Here is a 21,513-nt window from a genome sequence, read left to right as displayed (position 1 = left end):
CAGTGCGACGGACGCGAATCCGTGCGCCACCTCCTTACGCCGACGCTTCGGAAAGGGCGCGCGCGGCGGGCGGCTGGCGGCGGATCAGGCTGCGGAACATCCCGGCCCGCCACAGGCCGACGCAATGGCCGCAGAGCCCCATCGCGTCCGACACCAGGCCGAAGACCGATCCTGCCAGCAGGTTGTGCCCAGCCCCGACCACCGTCGCCATGACGAAGAACACCCGCATCCGTCCGACCGCGGTCTGCCAGCGGCCAAGCGTCGCCAGCAGGAAGCCGGTGGCCGACAGCGCCGACATCGGCCCTTGCCAGCTCAGCACCGCCACGGCGAGCGCCCCCGGCACCGTCAGCCCATAGAGCAGGCCGAGCGTCCGGGATGGCTGCCGTTGGACGCGCACCGCCATCTGAATCAGCCCCAGTCCGCACATCAGCATGGCTGTCCAGGCGCCCAGCAGCAGGAAATGGAGCAGGAACAGCGAGGAGGCCGCCGCCTGCGCCGTCAGGATCGCCCGCCGGCCGCTGAAAAGCGTCGACAGGGTGGCAGCCGACAATCCGGCAATGCCGGTCATGACAACCGGCGAGATCGTTGCGGGAAGGGCCGAGAGTGTTGGAAGATAATCGAGCAGAAATACCGTCATGAAGCGCCTTCGCATGAAAAACATGCCGCAGTGCAGCGAAGGCGGCGGACGCTAGTCCCGGACGGTTAACCAGATATGAACATCGATGTGACCGGAAACAGACCAAAAGATGGATGCCGGAATGCCCCGGACAATCGGCAAACGCAATCATGTGGAGTGTGCGGATAACTCTGGTGATTATTGTGTGTCCTCTGCCTCGTTGCGCCTCCGTTGAAAGGGTTTTGAAGGGTTTGTCAGGAGGTGGCCCGACGATTTCGGAGAGGATCCCGACCATCCTTGCCGTTGGCTTTGAAGGCGTACGGCGGCATTCTCGCACCGTCACGGCAGAATCGTTATCGACTGTGTCATTATCGACGCTGCCGGACCGGGATCGGGGGATCATCCGGTAATTGGCGCAATCCGGACGAACTGGGGGAATCATCATGGCGCTGTACGGCCGCCATCCTGCCTCGCTTGGCTGGGAACCGAAGCCGAAATCGGGCAAGACCGGCGAAGCGCGCGGCCACGGTGGCCGTGCCGGCCGCAGCGGGCATCTGTGCTGTGGCTGCGGGCGGCCGATCCGCGCCGGCGACCCGCATTGGGCCGGACATGGCCATCAGAACCCCTGGCACTATGCTTGTGCCGAGCGGGCCGGTCTTACATGGTCATGGGCGGGCCGCCCGACCGAGCCGCCGCTTCCGGCCGCGGAGATGGACTGACCACGCCACCATTCGCCCCGGCCTGCGCCTCTTCGCGCCCACGGCGGTAGGCGTCGCGTTCAGCCTCCAGGATGGCGTCGGCCAACCGCCGTTCGAATTCGCGCTCCACGAGGGCGGAGAACAGGTCGATGCGGAAGCGGGCCTGCAGGGACCGGCTCAGCCGGCGGGCTCTTTCGATTGGCGGCATCGGCGTTCTCCTTTCGGCTGAGGGACAATGGCGCCCAGCTTCAGGGATGACCGGCGATCCCGGCAACCGCGCCATCGGCGAACCGCCAACGCAAAGGAGAGCGCCCATCCGCACCCCTCGGTGCGAACCGCTCGTCAGAAAAATCGGATTTTGAAAGGGAGCGGCGCAAGGCCGGTTGCCATGCAGGCGGCACGGCGTTTGGAGCGGGTGAAGGGAATCGAACCCTCGTCGTAAGCTTGGGAAGCTTCTGCTCTACCATTGAGCTACACCCGCGCGCCCGCTGTTTATAGGCGACTGCCGCGGCGGATACAAGAGCGGAATCAAGCACTCCCGGGAGCGGGATCGGCGACCGGTTGCGCGGGCGTGGCGGTACTCGGGGCGGTACTCGGGGCGGCATCGGCGGCGGCCGGGACGGCGGCGTGCTTCGCCGGGGACGGCCCGTCCGGGCGGCCGGAGATGGCGCGGGCGACGCCGTCGGCGATCACGCGCTGGCAATGCTCGGCCAGCGCCTTGCGGCTGCTGAAGCCGTCGATGGTCACCGGCGGGTGGAACTCCACCTCCACCGTCATGCCGCCCAGGCGGAAGGCCTGCCACAGATGCGGCGCCAAATCCATGTCGCCATACCACGCATAGAAGGGGCGGAACGCGAAGCCCATCGGGATGCCGTCCAACCGGGTGGCGGCGATGCTGACGGGCTGGACGGTCAGCGGGCGGCCGTCGATGCGGCGGGCGGCGACGGCGAACAGGGCGGTCTTGAAATGCAGCGTGCGGTTGCCATCGCTGGAGGTACCCTCCGGGAACAGGATCAGGCTGTCGCCGGCGTCCAGACGGCTGCCGATGTCGTCACGCTGCTTGTCGACCGAATTGCGCGCCTTGCGTTCGACGAACACCGTGCGCTGAAGCCGGGCCAGCAGGCCGAAGAAGGGCCAGCTCCCGACCTCCGACTTGGCGACGAAGGAGCCGGGGATCTGCGAGCCCAGGACCGTGATGTCCAGGTAGGAGGAGTGGTTGGACACGAACAGCACCGGCCCGTCGGCGACACGCTGGCCGCGCACCACCACGTCCAGTCCCATCAGCCGGGCGCAGAGCCGGTGGTAGAAGGGCGGCAGGGTGCGGCACAGCCGCCAGCCGCGCGCCACCGCCAGGGCCTGCAGCGGGATCAGCAGAAGCGTCCACAGCAGGTACAGCGTCAGGCGCAGGGCGCCGCGGCCGGACGACCCCAGGGCGCGCGCGGTGCGGGTCATGGTCGCCTCAGCCGGCTTGGCTGTCGCGGCTGCGACGTTCGTAATGCTTGAAATACTTGTCGGTGATCAGATCGGTCTTCACCACGATGCAGACGTCGGTGGTGTTGAACTGGTGATCGATGACCGCGCCGTCACCGATGAAGCCGCCGAGCCGCAGATAGCCCTTGATCAGCGGCGGCAGGATGTTCAGCGCCCGCCGCGGGTCGATGTGCTCCTTCGCCATCCGGTCCAGCGACACGAAGCGTTCCGGCAGCGCCGTCGCCCGCAGATCCGCCGGGGCCAGATGATGGTGGTAGAGGTAGGACAGCGGCTCCGCCATGGCATCCGGATCGGTGCCGGGCAGGCTGGCGCAGCCGAACATCAGGGCGATGTCGTGTTGGAACACGTAGGCCGCGATGCCCTGCCAAAGCAGCTGCATGCTGCCGCGCGTGCGATAGCCGGCGTCGACGCAGGACCGGCCAAGCTCCAGCACCTCGCCGGGATAGCTGGCGAGGCGGCCGATGTCGTATTCGTCGCTGGAATAGAAGCGGCCGACCTTCTCGGCGGCGGGACGGCGGATCAGGCGGTAGGTGCCGACCACCATGTCCGGACCGTTGCCGCGGGAATGGTCGATGACCAGCAAATGGTCGGCGACGCCGTCGTAATCGTCGAAATCGCGCCCCCGGGCCTGCATCTCGGGGGAGGGGATCGCCGCCATCTCTTCGTAGAAGACGCGGTAGCGCAAGGCCTGCGCCCAGTCGATCTCCTCCGCGGAGAGGGCCAGCCGCACTTCCAGCGTGCCGAGGCGGATGCCGTCGGTCAGCTTTTCGCCGGCGGTCGCTTTTTCGATGGTGGCGTCCTCGGGTGCGGACGCGTCGCTCCGCTCCGGGCTAGTCCGGGTCATTCCCGGCTGGTCCAAGCTTGCATCAGCCATGTCGACGGTCCGCTGCGATGGTTCTCGACTGTGCGCCGCGCCGGCTTGCCCCCGCCAGGCCACGGCGGCCAGGGTCGGGACGGACAGCGTCGCACGCACCACAAGGCATAACACGATCCGCCGGTTGCCGGTCAACCGACATCGTCGCGTGCCGTCAGCCGAAACCTGCTGCGACCTACAGGAATCGTCCGCTTCAGGGATGCGGCCCCTTGGGGCTCTGGATGTCCCGGCAGCCAATGCGGAAAGAAGAAGCGGGGAGGGCAGGCACGGGCGGCGGCGCCGTCATGACGCCGGACCGCCCTGCGGAAGCCCCAGCCCTCAGGCGCTGCGGCGGGCGCGGGTGCCGAGACCGATCTGCTTGGCCAGCGAGCTGCGCTGACGGGCATAGTTCGGCGCGACCATCGGGTAGTCGGTCGGCAGGCCCCAGCGGTCCCGGTATTCTTCTGGCGTCATATTGTACGCCGTCTTGAGATGGCGCTTCAGCATCTTCAGCTTCTTGCCGTCTTCCAGGCACACAATGTAGTCCGGCGTCACCGACTTCTTGATCGGCACGGCAGGCTGCGGCCGCTCCTCCGCCACCACCGGTTCGGTGCCGACGTTGGCCAGCGACTTGTAGACCTGTTCGATCAGAGTCGGAAGATCGGTCAGCGAGACTGTATTGTTGGAGACATGCGCCGCCACGATCTCCGTGGTCAGAGACAACAGCGCGTTGGAAGGGGACCCGTTGCTCATGTAAGCTTGCTCCGCGGCATTCGTACCTCACCATATAAAGAGGTTTTCTGCGTCGTGCAATATCCATCCTTTGGAGCAAAGAGGAATCGGTGACCGAAAAAATCTCCGCAGACTTGTTTCTCGACATCACCTCGCAGGTTTGTCCGTTAACCTTCGTCAAGACCAAGTTGATGGTAGAACGGATGGACGCGGGGCAGACACTCGAAGTCCGGCTGAATGCCGGTGAACCCTTGGAAAACGTTCCACGATCCTTGATCGAGTTGGGGCACAGCATTCTGTCTGTGCAGCCCGAACGATTGGATGATCCTGACGGAGTCCACCGCCTGATCGTGCGGAAAAATTAACCCCTATGCCCCATCGAGATTGCGGCGCAGGACAAGCGCCGCGACCCGGCCGTCGACACGCTTGTAGTATCCGGGGCGGCGCCCGACGGAAAAAAAGCCGCTGGCCTTGTATAGACTCGATGCTGCCGGATTATCCTCGGCAACTTCAAGAAACAGCGCAGTCGCACCCAGGTTCTGCGATCCGGTGACGGCAGCCTCGACCAGCAGGCGGCCGATGCCGCCGCGACGCGCCTGGGGCAGCACGCCGATCGCCAGGATCTCGGCATCCTCCACCGCGACGCGGGCCATGACGAAGCCGACCGGCTGGTCCTGCGCATCGAGCGCGATGACGGCGAAGCCGGCCGGCGGCGTGGTCAGGGTGGCAACCGACGCCTCGTCCCACGGATCGTCGGGGAAGCAGGCCTGCTGCAGGGCCGCGACCACCCCGGCCTCCAGCGGGCCGGCGGGGTGGAGGCGAACGGAGGACGCGGTCATGCCGCCGCTCCCGGTCCAGGCTTGGGAGTGGGCTTGGAGGCCGTAGCCTTCGGCAAGGTGACGTCGGGCGGGCGGAGATAGAAGGGCTCGGCCGGCAGGCCGGTGGGGCGGGCGGCCCCCAGCGCCGCAACCACGGCGGCGTCCGGCAGCCCGTCGCCGGACGCCGGGACGACGTCGGCCCGGCCGCCCAGCAGCGGGAGCACCGCCGCCGCCGCGTCGCCGGCCAGCAGCAGCGGACCGGACCGGCACAGTGCGTCGAGCCAGCCGGCGATCGCCGACGGGTCGGGCATCGCCGGCTCGCCTACGGGGGTCAACGCCGCGTCGTACAGCTGCAGGAAGGGCTCGGCACGCCGGCTGTCGACGGCGACCAGCAGCGAACGGCCGGCGCGTTCGGCCGCCGGCACGCCATGGGCGATGGCGTCGAAACTGGTGATCCCGACCACCGGCAGCCCCTGGGCGACGGCGATGCCGCGCGCGGTGGCCAGCGCGATGCGCAGCCCGGTGAAGGCGCCGGGCCCGACGGTGACGGCGATGCGGTCGAGATCGGCGAAGCCGACGCCGGCCTCGGCCATCACCTCCTGCGCCAGCGGCACCAGCACTTCGGCCTGACCGCGCGACATCGGCGGGCTGCGCCGTACGGTCACGCGCGCGCCGCCGGCCTGACCGGCCGTTCCCTCCCACACTGCCGCCGAACAGCCGGACGTGGCCGTATCCAGACCCAGAACCTTCATCGCTCCGCCTTCCTGGCCGCCGCATCGCGCGGACGGCCGATTTCTAATACGCAGGCACGCCTTCCCCGGATTGCCATGCCGGGGCCGTTCCATTGAAAAAGTCCACCTCGGGCATGGCAGACCCGTGACCATGGCAGATGGCGTCGCGGCCATGCTAGAGGACCATCGTTTTCCTCATACGCCCACGGTTGTCCATTCCATGCTGACCGAGATCGCGCCTCCGGCCTTCGACATCGACCTGGAGCTTCTCTACGCCACCGCCGACAACCTGTCCGGCGTTCCGATCTACCGCTCGGCGGTGTGCCTGCTGCATCCCGACGCGGCCCGCCGGCTCGGCGAGGCTATCCGGCTGGCCCGCGGCATCGGCTGCCGCCTGCGGATTTACGATGCCTTCCGCCCGGCGGAGGCGCAATGGAAGCTGTGGCACGCCTTTCCCGACCCCGTCTACATCGCCGACCCGCGGCTGGGCTCCAACCACACCCGCGGCGTGGCGGTCGACCTTACGCTGGTGGATGGTGCCGGCTCGGCCCTGGACATGGGCACCGGCTTCGATGCGATGACCGAGCGGTCGCACCATGGCCGCAGCGACCTGACCGCCGAACAGCAGCGCAACCGCGCCCTGCTGCTGGGCGTGATGGTCGGCGCCGGGTGGGAGCATTACCCGTCGGAATGGTGGCACTATCAGCTTCCGGAAGCCGAGCGCTACCCGCTGCTGACCGATGCGGCGGCCGGCGGCCGGCTGATGTAAGGACGAGCGGTGCAAGAATAGTGATGGCCGCAGACGGATAGCCGGAGACGCCGGGCGCCGGGTTCTCCATCCCGGCTTGTGCCCGGGCGGAGGTCTTCCATTGTTGCACGCGCGCACCGCATCGCTGCCCTCCGTGGAAAAGCGGCGGACGGAGCTTGTTCGCATGGCGGAGACTGTGGCACATCCTTTGCGTCTGGGCGAAGGTCGCCCCGATCAGCCTTTTCCGCAGGCCGCCATGCCGTTCCGTCGTGCCGTCAGGGTACTCGCCGCCGCCGCGCTGTCCGTCTGGACCGCGTTCGTGCCGGTGTCCCGGCCCGCCGCCGCCGAATCCGTTTCACCGCAGGGCGCCAGCGCGGTGGTCTTCGCCTATGACCGGTTCGGCGAGGACCAGAATCCCTCGATCAGCATCCGCATCGACCAGTTCGAAGCCCATCTCGACGAGTTGACCGACGGCGATTACCACGTCCTGCCGCTGCCGAAGATCCTGGATGCCCTGCGCAACGGCAAGCCGCTGCCCGACCGCACGGTGGCGATCACCATCGACGAGGCCAGCCGCTCCGCCTTCACCGAGGCCTGGCCGCGGCTGAAGGCGGCGGGCCTGCCCTTCACCCTGTTCGTCGCCACCGACGCGGTGGACCGCGGCTCCCCCTCCCACATGAGCTGGACCGAGATCCGCCAGCTGGCGGCGGCGGGGGTCACCATCGGGGCGCTCGGCACCTCGACCCAGTCGATGCTGTCGCGGAGCCCAGATCAGCTGGCGGCCGACCTGCGCCGGATGTCCGACCGCTTCCAGACCGAACTGGGCAAGCGCCCGGCGGTCTTCGCCTATCCGCAGGGGGAATATTCGCTGGCCGTGCGGCAATTGGTGGTCGACCAGGGCTTCGCGGCCGCCTTCGGCCAGCAGTCGGGGGTCCTGCACCCGCAGGCCGATCCCTGGAGCCTGCCGCGCTTCGTCATGAACGAGACCTACGGCAGCGCCGACCGCTTCGAGCTGGCGGCCAACGCGCTGCCGCTGCCGGTGTCGGACCTGACGCCCGACGACCCGCTGGTCACCGTCAACCCGCCGCCGCTGGGCTTCACCATCGCCGACGGGGTGGGTGACAGCTCCAAGCTGGCCTGCTTCGCCGCCGGCCAGGGCCGCACCGCGCTGGAGCGCATCGCCGAGGATCGGGTGGAGGTCCGCATCAAGGATCCCTTCCCGCCGGGCCGCGCCCGCGTCAACTGCACCCTGCCGGCCGCCGACGGCCGCTGGCGCTGGCTCGGCGTTCAGTTCCTGATCCCGGAATAATCCAGGGACGGGAGATCGCGGCGGCAATCCCGACCGGTTCGATCGGGCATTGGCGGGAAGACGGGCGCCGCCTATGGTGCCGGTCCCGGCGTGCCGTTGCGAGGCCCGCGAGATTTTTCAGAGTGGCGATTTTCGGGAGCGGGCAATGGCCGACGAGACATATTCGGGGAACGGGCAGGGGAACGGGCAGGGGAACGGGCCAGGGGATGTGCAGGGGTCCGACATCGGCTGGTCCGATACGGTTCGGTTCCGGCTGCCGGCCGGTTGGGCGGTCGATGTGGAAGAACATGAAGGACAGCCGGTGGGCACCTTCCGGCCGCCGCCGCCGGCCGCCGGCGTGCTGCGGCTGGTGACGGATCGGGTGGTGCCTCGGCCGGAGTCCGGCGGAACGGCAGCCACCCTGCAGGAGATGGCGCTGCGCTTCGTCCGGCCGCAAGACCCGCGGGCGGGCGACCGGACCGTGGAGAGCCGCGCCGATGGCGCCGTGATCGCCCAGGCGATGATGCGGACGGAAGAGGAAGGCCGCGCCGAGACCCATTACCTGTGGCTGGTCGGCGCGGAACGCCCGGATGCGGCGGGGAGTGTGGCCGCGGTCGCGATGTTCAGCTTCGCGCTTCCCGACCTGATGGATGGCGACGAGTCCTGCGCCGAAATGCTGGGCCGGATCGACGACGCCATTCGCAACGCTGAGATATTGTAAAGCAGAAGGGCGTCCGCCCCTGCACGTCAAGGAAGGCCGGTGGTGCCGGTCAGCAGTGGCCGGCCCCGGTCACCATCAGCGCCTTCAGACGGACGGCCTGGGGGTCGTGGGCGACGGCCGCCTCTTCCGCGGCGAGAGCGGCGAGGCTGATGAAGCGCGCGAGGTCATCAAGGTCGCAACGCGTCGCGTCGCTCATCAGGCTGTCCAGGCAGGACTTGATGGCCAGGGCCACATCGCGTCGTTCGTCCATCATCGCGCTTCCCTTTCACACCTGTATGACCAGCGTTGCATAGAACCGCATGCTCTGGTGGCGGCGACGGGGGAGTCGCTGGCCCAATCCCTTGCGGTCGTTCCTTATGACACAAAGGAGATAGCATATTCCTTTCGGATTTTCACTATTTGATTCTCCAGGACATGAATAATCGCAGCAACCGCGAATTGATTGGAAGAGGCTCTGCACGCCATTGCTTGTTAATGAAAGGTTAACTGCATTGACTGGTTCACAATCGAAGCATTAATCACTTGTAACATCTGTGACGATTTGAATCAGAGAGGGTGATTATCGGGATACTCGTCTTTGCTTGCTTGAATACGCTGGTATTCTATTGCAAAGAGCAGCAGGACGGCGGCGGCGTGGCGGAGGATGTCGCGGCAGCGTTTTTTCGCCGCATTTGCGGGTCGAAAGGCGCGCCACCCTGTTGCAGCCCGAAACGGCTCCGCCTATATCTCCGCCAGCACGGGCCGGACCCGGAGGCGTCGCTCTCAAGCATCGCTCCCCCGGGGACCAGACCCCCACGCGCTCCACCGACGTTTCACCGACCCTATGGGGATCGCGGCGGTGCCGGACCAGACGGGCCGCCACGCATCTGCCGAACGAAAGAGGCTGAACATGAGCAAAGTGATTGGTATCGACCTCGGCACCACGAACTCGTGCGTCGCCGTTATGGAAGGCGGCAGCGCCAAGGTGATCGAGAACGCCGAGGGCGCGCGGACGACGCCGTCCATGGTCGCCTTCAGCCAGGGCGGCGAGCGGCTGATCGGCCAGCCCGCCAAGCGCCAGGCGGTCACCAATCCGGAAAACACCCTCTTCGCCATCAAGCGTCTGATCGGCCGCCGCTTCGACGATCCGCTGACGAAGAAGGACCAGGGCCTGGTTCCCTACCGCATCATCTCCGGCGACAACGGCGACGCCTGGGTCGAGGCGCACGGCAAGAAGTACAGCCCCAGCCAGATCAGCGCCTTCATCCTCACCAAGATGAAGGAGACCGCCGAGAACTATCTGGGCGAGAAGGTCACGCAGGCGGTCATCACCGTCCCGGCCTACTTCAACGACAGCCAGCGCCAGGCCACCAAGGACGCCGGCAAGATCGCCGGCCTGGACGTGCTGCGCATCATCAACGAGCCGACGGCCGCCGCGCTCGCCTACGGCATGGAGAAGAAGGGCACCGGCACCGTCGCGGTCTATGACCTGGGCGGCGGCACCTTCGACATCTCCGTGCTGGAGATCGGCGACGGCGTGTTCGAGGTGAAGTCGACCAACGGCGACACCTTCCTGGGCGGCGAGGACTTCGACAGCCGGGTCATCGAGTATCTGGCCGACGAGTTCAACAAGGAGCAGGGCATCGACCTGCGCAAGGACAAGCTCGCGCTGCAGCGCCTGAAGGAAGCTGCGGAGAAGGCGAAGATCGAGCTGTCGTCCACCACGCAGACCGAAGTCAACCTGCCCTTCATCACCGCCGACCAGACCGGTCCGAAGCACCTGAACATCAAGCTGACCCGCGCCAAGCTGGAAGCCCTGGTGGACGACCTGGTGCAGCGCACGATCGAGCCCTGCAAGGCGGCCCTGAAGGATGCCGGCCTGAAGGCCAGCGAGATCGACGAGGTGATCCTGGTCGGCGGCATGACCCGCATGCCCAAGGTCATCGACGCGGTGAAGCAGTTCTTCGGCCGTGAGCCGCACCGCGGCGTCAACCCGGACGAGGTGGTCGCCATCGGCGCCGCCATCCAGGGCGGCGTGCTGAAGGGCGAGGTCAAGGATGTCCTGCTGCTCGACGTCACCCCGCTGTCGCTGGGCATCGAGACGCTGGGCGGCGTCTTCACCCGTCTGATCGACCGCAACACCACGGTCCCGACGAAGAAGAGCCAGACCTTCTCGACCGCCGAGGACAACCAGAACGCCGTCACCATCCGCGTCTTCCAGGGCGAGCGCGAGATGGCGCAGGACAACAAGATGCTGGGCCAGTTCGATCTGGTCGGCATCCCGCCGGCCCCGCGCGGCGTTCCGCAGATCGAGGTGACCTTCGACATCGACGCCAACGGCATCGTCAGCGTCACGGCGAAGGACAAGGCGACCGGCAAGGAGCAGCAGATCCGCATCCAGGCCTCGGGTGGCCTGTCGGACGCCGACATCCAGAAGATGGTGAAGGACGCGGAGGCCCACTCCGCCGACGACAAGAAGCGCCGTGAGCTGGTCGACGCCCGCAACCATGCCGACGCCCTGATCCACACCACCGAGCGGACCATCAAGGAGAACGGCGACAAGATCCCGGCCTCCGACAAGACCGCCGCGGAGGCTGCCGTCACCGAGCTGAAGTCGGTGCTGGACAGCGAGGATCTGGAAGGCATCAAGGCGAAGACCGAGGCGCTGGCCCAGGTGTCGATGAAGCTGGGCGAGGCGATGTACAAGGCCGGCCAGGGCGAGGCCCCGGCTGCGGGCGGCGAGGCGCCGGGCGCCCAGCCGAACGAGCCGGGCGTCGTCGACGCCGACTTCGAAGAGGTCCAGGACGACAAGAAGAAGTCGGCCTAAGGCCCATCTCTTAGGGCAGGCAGCTTCTTTTTGATACGGACCTGACGCGAGCATCGATGGCCCGCCGCCTTTTCCCGGCGGCGGGCCTTCGGTATGCTGGGCTCAGGTTCCGGCACGACGCGGACAGTTTGGACCAGAACGACTCAAAGGCGGTCGGCCCCCATGGCGAAACAGGATTATTACGAGCTGCTCGGTGTGGCGAAGAACGCCAGCGCGGATGAGCTGAAAAAGGCTTATCGCAAGATGGCGATGCAGTACCACCCGGACCGCAACCAGGGTGACAAGGACGCCGAGCAGAAGTTCAAGGAAATCAGCGAAGCGTATGACGTCCTGAAGGACGATCAGAAGCGCGCGGCCTATGACCGGTTCGGCCACGCCGCCTTCGAGGGTGGCCGTGGTCCGGGCGCCGGTGCCGGGGCCGGCGGCTTCAACTTCGACTTCGGTGGCGGCGGCGGCTTCGCCGACATCTTCGACGAGATGTTCGGCGAGTTCATGGGCGGGCGCCGCGGCGGCGGCGGTGCGTCCGGCCGCGGCCAGGACCTGCGCTACAATCTGGAGATAGGGCTGGAGGAGGCCTTCAAGGGCACCCAGACCACCATCCGTGTCCCCACCACCGTGCAGTGCGACAGCTGCAACGGCTCCGGTGCTGCGGCGGGGACCCAGCCGATCACCTGCCCGACCTGCCAGGGTCATGGCAAGGTGCGGGCGCAGCAGGGCTTCTTCACCATCGAGCGGACCTGCCCCGGCTGCCACGGCGCCGGCAAGGTCATCAAGGACGCCTGCAAGAACTGCGGCGGCTCCGGCCGTCTGCGCAAGGAAAAGACCCTGCAGGTCAACATCCCCGCCGGTGTCGAGGACGGCACCCGCATCCGTCTGGCCGGCGAGGGCGAGGCGGGGCTGCGCGGGGCGCCTGCCGGCGACCTCTATATCTTCCTGGCACTGGCGCCGCACCCGATCTTCCAGCGCGACGGCGCCAACATTCACTGCCGGGTGCCGATCCCGATGACCACGGCGGCTCTCGGCGGTTCGGTGGAGGTGCCGACGATCGACGGCAGCCGCACCAAGGTGACGGTGCCGCCGGGCACACAGTCCGGCCACCAGTTCCGCATCAAGGGCAAGGGCATGTCGGTTCTGCGCAGTGCCCAGCGCGGCGACATGTACATCCAGGCGGTGGTCGAGACCCCGGTGAACCTGACGAAGCGCCAGCAGGAACTGCTGCGCGAGTTCGAGGGCGCCGCCAAGGAAGGGTCGAATCCGCAGTCGGAGGGCTTCTTCGCCAAGGTGAAGGAGCTTTGGGAAGACCTGAAGGACTGATCCGTCATCGGAGCGGAGCTTATTCAACGGGCGGCGTGTCGGTGACGCGTCGCCCGTTACTTTTTGTCGCATGCCGGGATCTTTCCGTGTTTTCCAGCGGCTGATGCGCCATTTCGGCGCGAAAGCCGTTGATGGGGAGGTCATGCCCGTGTAATCACCCAGCATGGCTAATCCATTGGCGACATGTCCGGCCGATGCCGGGGGCAGGCTGTCTGATGCGGGTTGACAGGCTTCTTGCCGCCCTCTTCGGCGCCTTCGTCCGCAGCGACGAACTGCCCGATCTGATCTGGCCGGCCGGTCACACGCCGATCCTGCAGCGCCGCCGCGCCGCGATGATCCAGTCGCGCGTGCGCATGGTGGCGCTAATCTTCGGCGTCCTGACCCCGCTGTGGATCGCCATCGACGTCACCGTCTTCGAATGGAAGCTGGCCGTCTGGCTGATCGTGCTGCGCCTCAGCGCCAGTGCCGCCTTCCTGGCGCTCGCCTTCGACCGCCGGTCATGCGAGGACATGACCTGCGCCTGGTGGCGGCTGGCCGCCCTGCTGGCGATCCCGACGCTGTTCTTCGCCATCTCGCACCCGCTGCTCTACAACCAGGGCGTCGACGACCTGCGCATCGCCGTCAGTGCCGGCTATGGCTATCTGCCCTTCGTGATGGTGGCGGGGCTCAGCGTCTTTCCGCTGACCGCGGTGGAGGGGGCGCTGTTCGCCGCCCCGATGCTGGGCGCCCATCTGGCCGCCGGCTTCTACGGCTCGCTGGTGATGCCGTTTCCATCCTACATCAGCGCGCTGTGGCTGCTGGCGTTGATCGCGGTGGTGGCGACGCTGGCGGCGATCAGCCAGCTCCATTTCATGATCGCGCTGCTGGAACAGGCGGCGCACGACGCCCTAACCGGCGCCTTCTCCCGCCGCATCGGCGAGGAATTGCTGAAACTCCAGGTCGCCCATGCCGAACGGGCGGCGCAGCCACTGTCGGCGATCTTCGTCGACCTGGACGATTTCAAGGCGGTCAACGACCGCTATGGCCATGAGGAGGGCGACCGCGTCCTGCGCCATGCCGCCAACACCATCCGCAGCCTGCTGCGCCAGTCCGACGCGCTGGTGCGTTGGGGCGGGGAGGAGTTCCTGGTCGTCATGCCGGACACGCCGGTGGAGGGCGCGATGATCGCGGTGGAGCGGATGCGCCGGGCCGGTTTCGGCAAGCGGCCGGACGGCAGCCTGCAGACCGCCAGCATCGGCATCGCCGAACAGACGGCCGACCGCCCCACCGACTGGGAATCGTTGGTGGAATTGGCCGACCAGCGCATGTACCGCGCCAAACAGGACGGTAAGAATCGGGTGGTGGGGACCGGCGGCGACAAAGGACCGGACGCCGAGGCCCAGCCCTGGGACGGCATCGTCGCCTAGGCACCGCTCTCCAGCGGATACTCCCGCAACGCCTCATACACCGCCCCGCCGTTGCCGAGATGGCTGCGGTAGAGCGTGACGTGATCGACCGGCATCGGGCCGGCGCGGAACAGGCCGCGGTCGGACAGGAAGCGTCCGATGCGGTCGGCCGGCGCGTCCTTCAGCCGGGCGAGCGTGATGTGGGGGGAGAATTTCCGCTCCTCCGCCGGCAGGCCGCAGCGAACCAGGGCGGATTCGATCTTGGCCTGCAGATGGGCCAGCGCCTCGTTGCGCTCCACCCCCGCCCACAGCACCCGGGCCCTGCGACCGCTGCCGAACATGCCAACGCCGTCGAACGTGAGCGTGAAGGCCGGCGCCCGCAGTTCCGCCAGGGCGGCGTCGATGCCCATCGCCTGATCCTCCGGCACCTCGCCGATGAAGCGCAGGGTCAGGTGCATGGCCTCCGGCTCGGTCCAGCGCGCGCCGGGCACGCCGCCGGCCAGCCCGGCCAACCTCTGGCGGACTTCCTCCGTCAGGTCGAGGGCGACGAACAGGCGGAGCATGGGGCACCTCCGGGGTTGCTGCTACGACTCGCCCCCTCCCCGACCCTCCCCCGCTTTGCGGGAGAGGGTGCCTTATGCGAAACGGCGGCAGTTCCCTCTCCCGCGAAGCGGGGGAGGGTTAGGGAGGGGGCAACCGCCGCCAATACCTTACCAACAGCTTACGGACACGGATCCGGCATGCGGTTGTGCACGGCGTCGATCTCCGCCATCACCTCCGGCGACAGGGTCACGTCGATGGAGTCGATGTTGGAGATCAGCGTTTCCATTGTCGTCGCCCCGATCAGCGACGAGGTGACGAAGGGTTGCTGCAACGTGAAGGCGATGGCCATCTGGTTGGGCGCCAGACCGTAGCGGCGGGCGATGTCCAGATAGGCCTCCGTCGCCGCGTCGGCGTTGACGGTGGCATAGCGCGACGGCCGGTGGTCGAGCGCACGGCGGCTGCCCGGCGGGATGGCACCGTTCAGATACTTGCCGGTCAGCGTGCCGGCGCCCAGCGGCGAATAGGCCAGCAGCCCGACATCCTCGCGCAGGGCTACCTCCGACAGGCCGTTCTCGAAGGTCCGGTTCAGCAGGTTGTAGGCGTTCTGGATCGAGGCGACGCGCGGCAGACCAGCCATCTCCCCTGCCACCTCGGCGGCGCGCAGCCAGCGCATCACGCCCCAGGGGCTCTCGTTCGACAGGCCGACATGGCGGATCTTGCCGGCCTGCACCAGCTCCGCCAGTGCCGCCAGCGTCTCCTCGATCGGCGCGCCGTCCTGCTCCGGCTTGTGGCGGTAGGTGCGGACGCCGAAGCGGTTGGTGACGCGGTCGGGCCAATGGATCTGGTAGAGGTCGATGTAGTCGGTCTTCAGCCGCGACAGGCTGGCCTCCACCGCGGCGAAGAGGTTGGCGCGGTCGAGCCGCGACTTGCCCTCGCGCACCCAGCCAAAGCCGCCGGCCGGCGCGCCGATGATCTTGCTGGCGAGGATCACCTTGTCGCGCTTACCGCGCGACTGGAACCAGTTGCCGATCACCACCTCCGTCTTGCCATAGGTGTCGGCGGTGGGCGGGATGGCATACATCTCCGCCGTGTCCCAGAAGTTGATGCCGCGGTCGAGTGCGGCGTCCATCTGGGCGTGGCCTTCGGCCTCGGTGTTCTGGCGGCCCCAGGTCATGGTGCCCAGGCCGATGGCGCTGACCGACAGGCCGGTGCGGCCGAGCGGACGATACTGCATCCGGAACGTTCCTTATTCGAAATGATCTTTTAGAGGAAAAGCGTCAGCACGCCGGTGTAGCCATAGAGCCGGTTGTGCGACACCTCGCCCGAGGCGAAGAAGCCGGTCAGCGGGATGTCGCCGAAGGTATCGCGGATCATCGACAGCTCTGCATTGGCGGTGCCGAACAGGCCGGGGCCGCGGGCGATGCAACTGACATACACCGCTCCCTTCGGCGTCGCCTTCACCCGTTTCTTGAGGCTGTCCAGCATCCGGCGCATGTCGGCGGCGGCGGTCTCATGATCGCGGCGGGTGAACATTACCGGCTGGCCGGTCGTCACCCGCTCGGCGATGGAGATCCAGCCGGCGCGCGGGTCGATGGCGATCAGGTCGCGGACCAGATAGTCCTGGGTGTCGGACCCGGCGATGGGCAGCCCGGCGCAGATCACCCCGGCGACCTGCCGCAGGTCGGCGGCAAGCTCCGGTCCGATGTCCTCCTTGAAGACGTCCAGCGCCGGGCGGTTGTCGATCTCCAGGATGACGTTGTCGTCGCTGGCGGTGACGGTGCGCGTCGGCCCGATCGGGCGGCAGCCCTGGGTCAGGGCAGTGGCCACCGGCAGATTTGGCGCGAAGAGCACGCCCGACACGCCGCCCTCAGTGACCGGATCGGCGTCCTCAGCCCCGGCGGCGATCTGCGGGAACTCCCCGCGCGAGGCGGTCAGGCCACCGACCAGGAAGACGCCGGCCTCCTCCGACAAGCGGGCGACCAGTCCGGCCATATCGGCATGGTGAGGATCGACATGGACCAGCGCCAGCGCCGCGCCATGCTTGTCCAGCCAGCCGCCGGCACTGCCGCGCAGCGGCTCCAACCCGTCGGTCAGGGTGGGGAACAGGCGGAAGCTGTCCTCCGGCAGGCGGGCGGCCATGATCGCCATCCCCGGCTCGTCGAACAGGGCCTCGCCGTTGGCCATCACGCCGATGCCGGCGGTGCCGACCCAATGGCGGATGCCGGTGACGCCGCGCAGCAGGGTGACGATGCTGGTCGCATGTTCCGCCAGACCGTCGGTCAGGTAGAGGAAACCCAGGTTGCAGCCGGCGACCGGACCAAGCCGGTCGAGGCAGGCCTTGACCGTCGGTCCCCACTCCGCCCCGGCGGCGCAGGCGGCGTGAAAGCGGGTGTCGCTGTCCAGGGTCACGGTCATGGGTCAGCCTCCGGTTTTGACGGTAGTCTTGCCGATATTGGGGAGGCCGTCGAGCAGCGCGGTGACGGAGGGCAGGATGCGCTCCACGATCACCGCCACGCCCTGGGCGTTGGGATGCATCCCGTCCGGTTGGATCAGCGACCGGTCCAACGCCACCCCGTCGAGGAAGAAGGGATAGAGCGGCAGGTCGTAGGCTTTCGCTAGATCCGGGTAGATGGCGTTGAACTTGTCGGTATAGGGCTTGCCCAGGCTGGGCGAGGCGAGCATGCCGGCCAGCAGGGTCGGGATCTTGCGCTCCGCCAGACTCTTCAGGATGGCGTCGAGATTCGCCTTGGCCTGATCGGGGTCGAGCCCGCGCAGCATGTCGTTGGCACCCAGCTCGACGATGGCGGCGTCCGGCTTGTCGGCCAGCGCCCAGTCCAGCCGCGCCCGGCCGCCGGCGGTGGTGTCTCCCGACACGCCGGCATTGATGACGGTGACGCTGTAGCCCTTGGCGGCCAGCGCCTTTTCCAGCTGGCTGGCGAAACTCTGAGGTTCCGGCAACCCATAGCCCGCGGTCAGGCTGTCGCCCAGCGCCAGCAGCTTCACCGGCTGCGCGGCGTCGGCGCGGTTCGGAACGGTCATCGGTACCCCTGCGGCGAAAAGGAAGGCAAGAGCGGCGGTGAGGGCGCCCATGTTGAAAGCCCGGCGGGTCGTGCCATATGGCGATGGTCCGTTCCGCTTGTGCGAGAGTCGCATGTCCAAGGCTCAGTCCTCTGCAACGTCGTCAAAATCCATCGCCCGGTCTTCCAACGATTCCATCGTTGAACTCGACGACGTCCACCTGAAATTGGACAGCGGTGCCGGACCCGTCAACATCCTGCGCGGCGTGAATCTTCAGGTGGCGGCCGGGGAACGGGTCGGCGTCGTCGGCCCCAGCGGTTCCGGGAAGTCGACCATGATGATGGTGATGGCCGGTCTGGAACGCCCCAGCGGCGGCACCGTCCGCGTCGCCGGACAGGATCTCGGGCGCCTGGACGAGGATGGCTTGGCGCGGTTCCGCCGGCAGCATGTCGGCATCGTCTTCCAGGCCTTCCATCTGGTGCCGACCATGACGGCGCTGGAGAATGTCGCCATCCCGCTGGAATTCGCCGGGGTCGCCGACGCCTTCGACCGCGCCCGCATTGGACTGGAGCAGGTCGGGCTCGGGCACCGTATCCACCATTATCCCGGCCAGCTTTCGGGCGGCGAGCAGCAGCGCACCGCATTGGCCCGCGCCTTCGTCACCGAGCCGTCGCTGCTGCTGGCCGACGAGCCGACCGGCAACCTCGACATCGACACCGGCGCCACCATCGTGAAGCTGCTGTTCGATCTGGCCGAGCGGCGCGGCACGACGCTGGTGCTGATCACCCACGACCAGACCCTCGCCGCACGCTGCGACCGCACGGTGCGGCTGGCCGACGGGCGGATCGCCGACGACGGGCAGGCGGCAAGGCGCGCGAAGCTGCAGGCGGCGGGGGAGTGAGATGGTGAGCATTATTGCGGTCGTTTCCCCCTCTCCCCCCCGGGGAGAGGGTCGGGGTGAGGGGGACGCACGGTGTAGCGTTGCTCGACGCGCAAACCCCTCGTCACTGAAACAATCCTCGCCACGCATCCCCCTCACCCTAACCCTCTCCCCGGGGGGGAGAGGGGACAGGAGCAGGTGCGAGCGGAGGACCACGAAATGACCAACCTCAGCCTCGCGCTTCGCCTTGCCCGGCGGGAACTGCGCACGGGCCTGAAGGGCTTCTGGGTCTTCCTCGCCTGCCTCGCCCTGGGGGTGGCGGCCATCGCCTCGGTGCAATCGGTGTCGAGCGGGCTGCTCGACGGGCTGGCGAGCGACGGGCGGTCGATCCTGGGCGGTGACGTCGCGTTGCGTCAACTCTACACTCCGCCGACCGACGAGCAGATGGCCGCCCTGAAAGCCGATGGCCGGGTGTCGACCTCCGCCGAGATGCGGGCGATGGCGCGGGCGGGCGATGAAACGCGCTCCTCCCTGGTCGAGTTGAAGGCGGTCGACGACCTCTATCCGCTCTACGGCACCGTCACGCTGGAGGGCGTCGGCGACCTGCGGGAGGCGCTGGCGCAGAAGGACGGCCGCTGGGGCGCGGTGATCGAGGCCAGTCTGGTCGACCGGCTGGGCGCGAAGCCCGGCGACACCATCCGCATCGGCGAAGGCGCCTACCGCGTCGCCGCCGTGCTGGACCGCGAGCCGGACCGCGCCTCCTCCAACGCCTTTTCGCTAGGCCCCAGGGTGCTGGTGGCGCTGCCGTCGCTGCAGGCTACCGGGTTGCTGCAACCGGGCAGTCTCACTTGGTGGAGCGCCAAGGTGGCGCTGCCGCCGCAAACCGACCTGAAGGCGTGGCAGGAGGGGTTGCGCACCCGCTTTCCCGACGCGCCCTGGCGGATGCGTGACTACACCAACGCCTCACCGCAGATCGAGCGCTTCATCGACCGCATGACGCTGTTCCTGACGCTGGTCGGGCTGACCGCGCTGCTGGTCGGCGGCGTCGGGGTCGGCAACGCGGTGCGCAGCCATCTGGACTCGCGCGCCCGCACCATCGCCATGATGAAGTGCATCGGTGCGCCGGGGGCGCTGGTGTTCCAGCTCTATCTGGCGCAGATCCTGGCGCTCGCGCTGCTGGGCATCGTCATCGGGCTGGTGCTGGGGGCGGTGGCGCCGCTGGCGCTGGGCCGGCTGCTCGACGGCGTGCTGCCGGTGTCGGCACATATAGGCGTTTATCCGGGGGCCCTGGCGCTCGCCGCGCTCTATGGCGTGCTGACGGCGTTGACCTTCTCGCTGTGGCCGCTCGGCCGGGCGCGCGAGGTGCCGGCGGGCGCCCTGTTCCGCGACGTCATCGCCCCGGCCGGCGGGAGGCCGCGCACGCCTTATACGGTCGCGATGATCCTGTCGGCCCTGGCGCTCGCCGGGCTGGCGGTGCTGACGGCGCACAACAAGCTGTTCGCCCTGTGGTTCGTCGGCGGATCCATCGCCACCTTCCTCGCCTTCCGCGCCGCCGCGGCGCTGGTCACCTGGGGGGCGAAGCGGGTGGGGCGGGTGCGGCGTCCCGGCCTGCGGCTGGCGCTCGCCAACCTGCACCGGCCGGGCAACCCGACGGCGGCGGTGGTGCTGTCGCTGGGGCTCGGCCTGACGGTGCTGGTCGCCATCGCGCTGATCCAGGGCAACTTCTCCCGCCGGGTGTCGGAGACGATCCCGCAGGATGCCCCCGCCTTCTTCTTCGTCGACATCCAGCGCGACCAGTTCGATCCCTTGCGGGACCTCGTGACCGCCGTCCCCGGCACCAGCGCCTTCGAGGCGGTGCCGAGCCTGCGCGGCCGGATCGAGCGGGTGAACGGGCAGGAGGCGGAAAAGGCGCTGGTCAATCCGGAGCAGGCCTGGATCCTGGCCGGCGACCGTGGCATCACCTATTCGGCGACGGTGCCGAAGCATTCCACCGTCACCGCCGGCAGCTGGTGGCCGCAGGATTATGCCGGACCGCCGCTGATCTCCATCCACCAGAGCGTCGCCGAGGCCTTCGGCATCGGTCCGGGCGCCACTATGGTCATCAACATCCTGGGCCGCAGCATCGAGGCCAAGGTCGCCAACGTGCGCTCTGCCGATTTCAGCAGCATGGCGATCAACTTCACCATGGTCTTCGCCCCCGGCACGCTGGAAGGCGCGCCACAGACCTGGGTCGCCACCGTCCGCGCCACGCCGGACGCCGAAACCCAGGTGCAGCGCGCCGTTCTGCAGCGCTTCCCCAACATCACGATGGTGCGGGTCAAGGACGCGCTGGACACAGTGTCGGAGATGCTGGGCCATATCGGCACCGCGGTGCGCATCGTCGCCGGCATCACGCTGGCCGCCGGGACGCTGGTTCTGGCCGGCGCGGTCGCCGCCGGGCATCGCCGCCGGGTCTATGACGCGGTGGTGCTGAAGGTGCTGGGCGCCACACGCGGCGACGTGCTGCGCGCCTTCCTGCTGGAATATGGGCTGCTCGGCCTGCTGACCGCCGTGATCGCCGGCATCATCGGCACGCTGACCGCCTGGGCGGTGCTGACGTTCCTGATGCATTGGGAATGGAGCTTCCTGCCGTCGGCGGTCATCACCACCGCTTTGCTGAGCACCGCGATCACGCTTGCTTTCGGGTTCTATGGTACTTGGCGCGCTCTCGGCCAGCCTTCGGCGCCATTGCTTCGGAACGAGTGACGCCTGAGTCATGAAGCCGCAGGAAAAACGAATCGTGAAAGCTTTTTCATCTGGAAAAAGCCCTGCCGATTCCTATTGAACCGCCTGACGGACTCGCCAATATGTCCTGCGACGGGATCACCCTAT

Annotated in this window: 21 protein-coding genes and 1 tRNA gene; 9 read left to right on the top strand and 13 right to left on the bottom strand. The window is 67.8% G+C overall.

The window, feature by feature from the left end; all coding sequences use genetic code 11:
- Nucleotides 1-34: 34 nt before the first annotated feature.
- From M5E06_RS12600 to M5E06_RS12575, 6 genes are all read right to left on the bottom strand, one after another.
- Entirely contained in the window at nucleotides 35-568 is a 534-nt protein-coding gene (locus tag M5E06_RS12600) for a YgjV family protein (RefSeq protein WP_252138402.1), read from the bottom strand.
- Between the two features lie 705 nt (nucleotides 569-1,273).
- Nucleotides 1,274-1,522, bottom strand: a complete 249-nt coding sequence (locus M5E06_RS12595; protein WP_252138401.1) for a hypothetical protein — start codon at nucleotides 1,520-1,522, stop codon at nucleotides 1,274-1,276.
- Nucleotides 1,523-1,721: 199 nt separating this feature from the next.
- Nucleotides 1,722-1,795 (bottom strand) — tRNA-Gly (locus tag M5E06_RS12590).
- Nucleotides 1,796-1,842: 47 nt separating this feature from the next.
- The gene (locus M5E06_RS12585) at nucleotides 1,843-2,766 is read right to left on the bottom strand and encodes a lysophospholipid acyltransferase family protein (protein ID WP_252138400.1); all 924 of its coding nucleotides are present in this window, start codon (nucleotides 2,764-2,766) and stop codon (nucleotides 1,843-1,845) included.
- Nucleotides 2,767-2,773: 7 nt separating this feature from the next.
- The gene (locus tag M5E06_RS12580) at nucleotides 2,774-3,649 is read right to left on the bottom strand and encodes a GNAT family N-acetyltransferase (RefSeq protein ID WP_502801969.1); all 876 of its coding nucleotides are present in this window, start codon (nucleotides 3,647-3,649) and stop codon (nucleotides 2,774-2,776) included.
- 348 nt (nucleotides 3,650-3,997) lie between these two features.
- Nucleotides 3,998-4,411: a Ros/MucR family transcriptional regulator gene (locus M5E06_RS12575; protein ID WP_252138398.1), complete on the bottom strand. Its 414-nt coding sequence runs from the start codon at nucleotides 4,409-4,411 to the stop codon at nucleotides 3,998-4,000.
- A gap of 89 nt (nucleotides 4,412-4,500) precedes the next feature.
- Here M5E06_RS12575 and M5E06_RS12570 point away from each other — a divergent pair, with 89 nt between their 5' ends.
- Nucleotides 4,501-4,755: a sulfurtransferase TusA family protein gene (locus M5E06_RS12570; RefSeq protein WP_109074968.1), complete on the top strand. Its 255-nt coding sequence runs from the start codon at nucleotides 4,501-4,503 to the stop codon at nucleotides 4,753-4,755.
- A gap of 3 nt (nucleotides 4,756-4,758) precedes the next feature.
- Here the strand turns inward: M5E06_RS12570 and M5E06_RS12565 are convergent, their stop codons facing one another.
- Both M5E06_RS12565 and tsaB read right to left on the bottom strand, forming a co-directional pair.
- Nucleotides 4,759-5,229, bottom strand: a complete 471-nt coding sequence (locus M5E06_RS12565) for a GNAT family N-acetyltransferase (protein WP_252138397.1) — start codon at nucleotides 5,227-5,229, stop codon at nucleotides 4,759-4,761.
- Nucleotides 5,226-5,960: a tRNA (adenosine(37)-N6)-threonylcarbamoyltransferase complex dimerization subunit type 1 TsaB gene (gene tsaB, locus M5E06_RS12560; RefSeq protein WP_252138396.1), complete on the bottom strand. Its 735-nt coding sequence runs from the start codon at nucleotides 5,958-5,960 to the stop codon at nucleotides 5,226-5,228. The genes M5E06_RS12565 and tsaB overlap by 4 nt, the downstream gene beginning before the upstream one ends.
- Before the next feature lie 199 nt (nucleotides 5,961-6,159).
- Between tsaB and ddpX the strand changes: the two genes are divergently transcribed.
- From ddpX to M5E06_RS12545, 3 genes are all read left to right on the top strand, one after another.
- A complete protein-coding gene (gene ddpX / locus M5E06_RS12555; RefSeq protein ID WP_252138395.1) occupies nucleotides 6,160-6,708 on the top strand; it encodes a D-alanyl-D-alanine dipeptidase in 549 nt (182 codons plus the stop codon).
- Between the two features lie 235 nt (nucleotides 6,709-6,943).
- A complete protein-coding gene (locus M5E06_RS12550) occupies nucleotides 6,944-7,996 on the top strand; it encodes a polysaccharide deacetylase family protein (RefSeq protein WP_252138394.1) in 1,053 nt (350 codons plus the stop codon).
- A 145-nt stretch (nucleotides 7,997-8,141) separates the two neighbouring features.
- Nucleotides 8,142-8,696: a hypothetical protein gene (locus M5E06_RS12545; protein WP_252138393.1), complete on the top strand. Its 555-nt coding sequence runs from the start codon at nucleotides 8,142-8,144 to the stop codon at nucleotides 8,694-8,696.
- 49 nt (nucleotides 8,697-8,745) lie between these two features.
- On the opposite strand, the gene M5E06_RS12540 is transcribed toward M5E06_RS12545, so the two are convergent.
- Complete coding sequence (locus M5E06_RS12540; RefSeq protein WP_109074963.1) at nucleotides 8,746-8,949, bottom strand: hypothetical protein; 204 nt, start codon at nucleotides 8,947-8,949, stop codon at nucleotides 8,746-8,748.
- 636 nt (nucleotides 8,950-9,585) lie between these two features.
- On the opposite strand from M5E06_RS12540, the gene dnaK reads away from it, so the two are divergent.
- From dnaK to M5E06_RS12525, 3 genes are all read left to right on the top strand, one after another.
- Nucleotides 9,586-11,502, top strand: coding sequence for a molecular chaperone DnaK (dnaK, locus tag M5E06_RS12535; protein ID WP_252138392.1), 1,917 nt, complete (start codon nucleotides 9,586-9,588; stop codon nucleotides 11,500-11,502).
- Between the two features lie 162 nt (nucleotides 11,503-11,664).
- On the top strand, nucleotides 11,665-12,816 hold the full coding sequence (dnaJ, locus tag M5E06_RS12530) for a molecular chaperone DnaJ (protein ID WP_109074961.1): 1,152 nt from the start codon (nucleotides 11,665-11,667) through the stop codon (nucleotides 12,814-12,816).
- A gap of 215 nt (nucleotides 12,817-13,031) precedes the next feature.
- Nucleotides 13,032-14,222, top strand: a complete 1,191-nt coding sequence (locus tag M5E06_RS12525; RefSeq protein WP_109152066.1) for a GGDEF domain-containing protein — start codon at nucleotides 13,032-13,034, stop codon at nucleotides 14,220-14,222.
- Here M5E06_RS12525 and thpR read toward each other — a convergent pair.
- The 4 genes from thpR to M5E06_RS12505 all read right to left on the bottom strand — a co-directional run bounded on the left by thpR (nucleotide 14,219) and on the right by M5E06_RS12505 (nucleotide 17,783).
- Complete coding sequence (gene thpR, locus M5E06_RS12520; protein WP_252138391.1) at nucleotides 14,219-14,764, bottom strand: RNA 2',3'-cyclic phosphodiesterase; 546 nt, start codon at nucleotides 14,762-14,764, stop codon at nucleotides 14,219-14,221. The two genes, M5E06_RS12525 and thpR, sit on opposite strands and share 4 nt — an antisense overlap.
- Before the next feature lie 158 nt (nucleotides 14,765-14,922).
- Nucleotides 14,923-15,978 carry an NADP(H)-dependent aldo-keto reductase gene (locus tag M5E06_RS12515; RefSeq protein ID WP_252138390.1) on the bottom strand — a complete coding sequence of 352 codons (1,056 nt, stop codon included), beginning with the start codon at nucleotides 15,976-15,978 and terminating at the stop codon, nucleotides 14,923-14,925.
- 29 nt (nucleotides 15,979-16,007) lie between these two features.
- Entirely contained in the window at nucleotides 16,008-17,159 is a 1,152-nt protein-coding gene (locus tag M5E06_RS12510; RefSeq protein WP_252138389.1) for an FIST signal transduction protein, read from the bottom strand.
- A 3-nt stretch (nucleotides 17,160-17,162) separates the two neighbouring features.
- A complete protein-coding gene (locus M5E06_RS12505) occupies nucleotides 17,163-17,783 on the bottom strand; it encodes an arylesterase (protein WP_252138388.1) in 621 nt (206 codons plus the stop codon).
- Nucleotides 17,784-17,895: 112 nt separating this feature from the next.
- Between M5E06_RS12505 and M5E06_RS12500 the strand changes: the two genes are divergently transcribed.
- Both M5E06_RS12500 and M5E06_RS12495 read left to right on the top strand, forming a co-directional pair.
- Nucleotides 17,896-18,663, top strand: a complete 768-nt coding sequence (locus M5E06_RS12500; RefSeq protein WP_252138387.1) for an ABC transporter ATP-binding protein — start codon at nucleotides 17,896-17,898, stop codon at nucleotides 18,661-18,663.
- A gap of 198 nt (nucleotides 18,664-18,861) precedes the next feature.
- Entirely contained in the window at nucleotides 18,862-21,387 is a 2,526-nt protein-coding gene (locus M5E06_RS12495; protein WP_252138386.1) for an ABC transporter permease, read from the top strand.
- Nucleotides 21,388-21,513: the final 126 nt, after the last annotated feature.

Source organism: Azospirillum sp. A1-3 (assembly GCF_023806445.1).
Lineage (GTDB): Bacteria > Pseudomonadota > Alphaproteobacteria > Azospirillales > Azospirillaceae > Azospirillum.
Note: the sequence above shows the minus strand (reverse complement) of the source record. Positions and strands in the feature narration are given on the sequence as shown.

Bases quoted from the DNA above. Each gene is read 5' to 3' on its own strand.
- M5E06_RS12600 (WP_252138402.1), bottom strand. From the start codon at position 568: ATGACCGGCATTGCCGGATTGTCGGCTGCCACCCTGTCGACGCTTTTC.
- M5E06_RS12595 (WP_252138401.1), bottom strand. From the start codon at position 1,522: ATGCCGCCAATCGAAAGAGCCCGCCGGCTGAGCCGGTCCCTGCAGGCC.
- M5E06_RS12585 (WP_252138400.1), bottom strand. From the start codon at position 2,766: ATGACCCGCACCGCGCGCGCCCTGGGGTCGTCCGGCCGCGGCGCCCTG.
- M5E06_RS12580 (WP_502801969.1), bottom strand. From the start codon at position 3,649: ATGACCCGGACTAGCCCGGAGCGGAGCGACGCGTCCGCACCCGAGGAC.
- M5E06_RS12575 (WP_252138398.1), bottom strand. From the start codon at position 4,411: ATGAGCAACGGGTCCCCTTCCAACGCGCTGTTGTCTCTGACCACGGAG.
- M5E06_RS12565 (WP_252138397.1), bottom strand. From the start codon at position 5,229: ATGACCGCGTCCTCCGTTCGCCTCCACCCCGCCGGCCCGCTGGAGGCC.
- tsaB (WP_252138396.1), bottom strand. From the start codon at position 5,960: ATGAAGGTTCTGGGTCTGGATACGGCCACGTCCGGCTGTTCGGCGGCA.
- ddpX (WP_252138395.1), top strand. From the start codon at position 6,160: ATGCTGACCGAGATCGCGCCTCCGGCCTTCGACATCGACCTGGAGCTT.
- M5E06_RS12550 (WP_252138394.1), top strand. From the start codon at position 6,944: ATGCCGTTCCGTCGTGCCGTCAGGGTACTCGCCGCCGCCGCGCTGTCC.
- M5E06_RS12545 (WP_252138393.1), top strand. From the start codon at position 8,142: ATGGCCGACGAGACATATTCGGGGAACGGGCAGGGGAACGGGCAGGGG.
- M5E06_RS12540 (WP_109074963.1), bottom strand. From the start codon at position 8,949: ATGATGGACGAACGACGCGATGTGGCCCTGGCCATCAAGTCCTGCCTG.
- dnaK (WP_252138392.1), top strand. From the start codon at position 9,586: ATGAGCAAAGTGATTGGTATCGACCTCGGCACCACGAACTCGTGCGTC.
- dnaJ (WP_109074961.1), top strand. From the start codon at position 11,665: ATGGCGAAACAGGATTATTACGAGCTGCTCGGTGTGGCGAAGAACGCC.
- M5E06_RS12525 (WP_109152066.1), top strand. From the start codon at position 13,032: ATGCGGGTTGACAGGCTTCTTGCCGCCCTCTTCGGCGCCTTCGTCCGC.
- thpR (WP_252138391.1), bottom strand. From the start codon at position 14,764: ATGCTCCGCCTGTTCGTCGCCCTCGACCTGACGGAGGAAGTCCGCCAG.
- M5E06_RS12515 (WP_252138390.1), bottom strand. From the start codon at position 15,978: ATGCAGTATCGTCCGCTCGGCCGCACCGGCCTGTCGGTCAGCGCCATC.
- M5E06_RS12510 (WP_252138389.1), bottom strand. From the start codon at position 17,159: ATGACCGTGACCCTGGACAGCGACACCCGCTTTCACGCCGCCTGCGCC.
- M5E06_RS12505 (WP_252138388.1), bottom strand. From the start codon at position 17,783: ATGACCGTTCCGAACCGCGCCGACGCCGCGCAGCCGGTGAAGCTGCTG.
- M5E06_RS12500 (WP_252138387.1), top strand. From the start codon at position 17,896: ATGTCCAAGGCTCAGTCCTCTGCAACGTCGTCAAAATCCATCGCCCGG.
- M5E06_RS12495 (WP_252138386.1), top strand. From the start codon at position 18,862: ATGACCAACCTCAGCCTCGCGCTTCGCCTTGCCCGGCGGGAACTGCGC.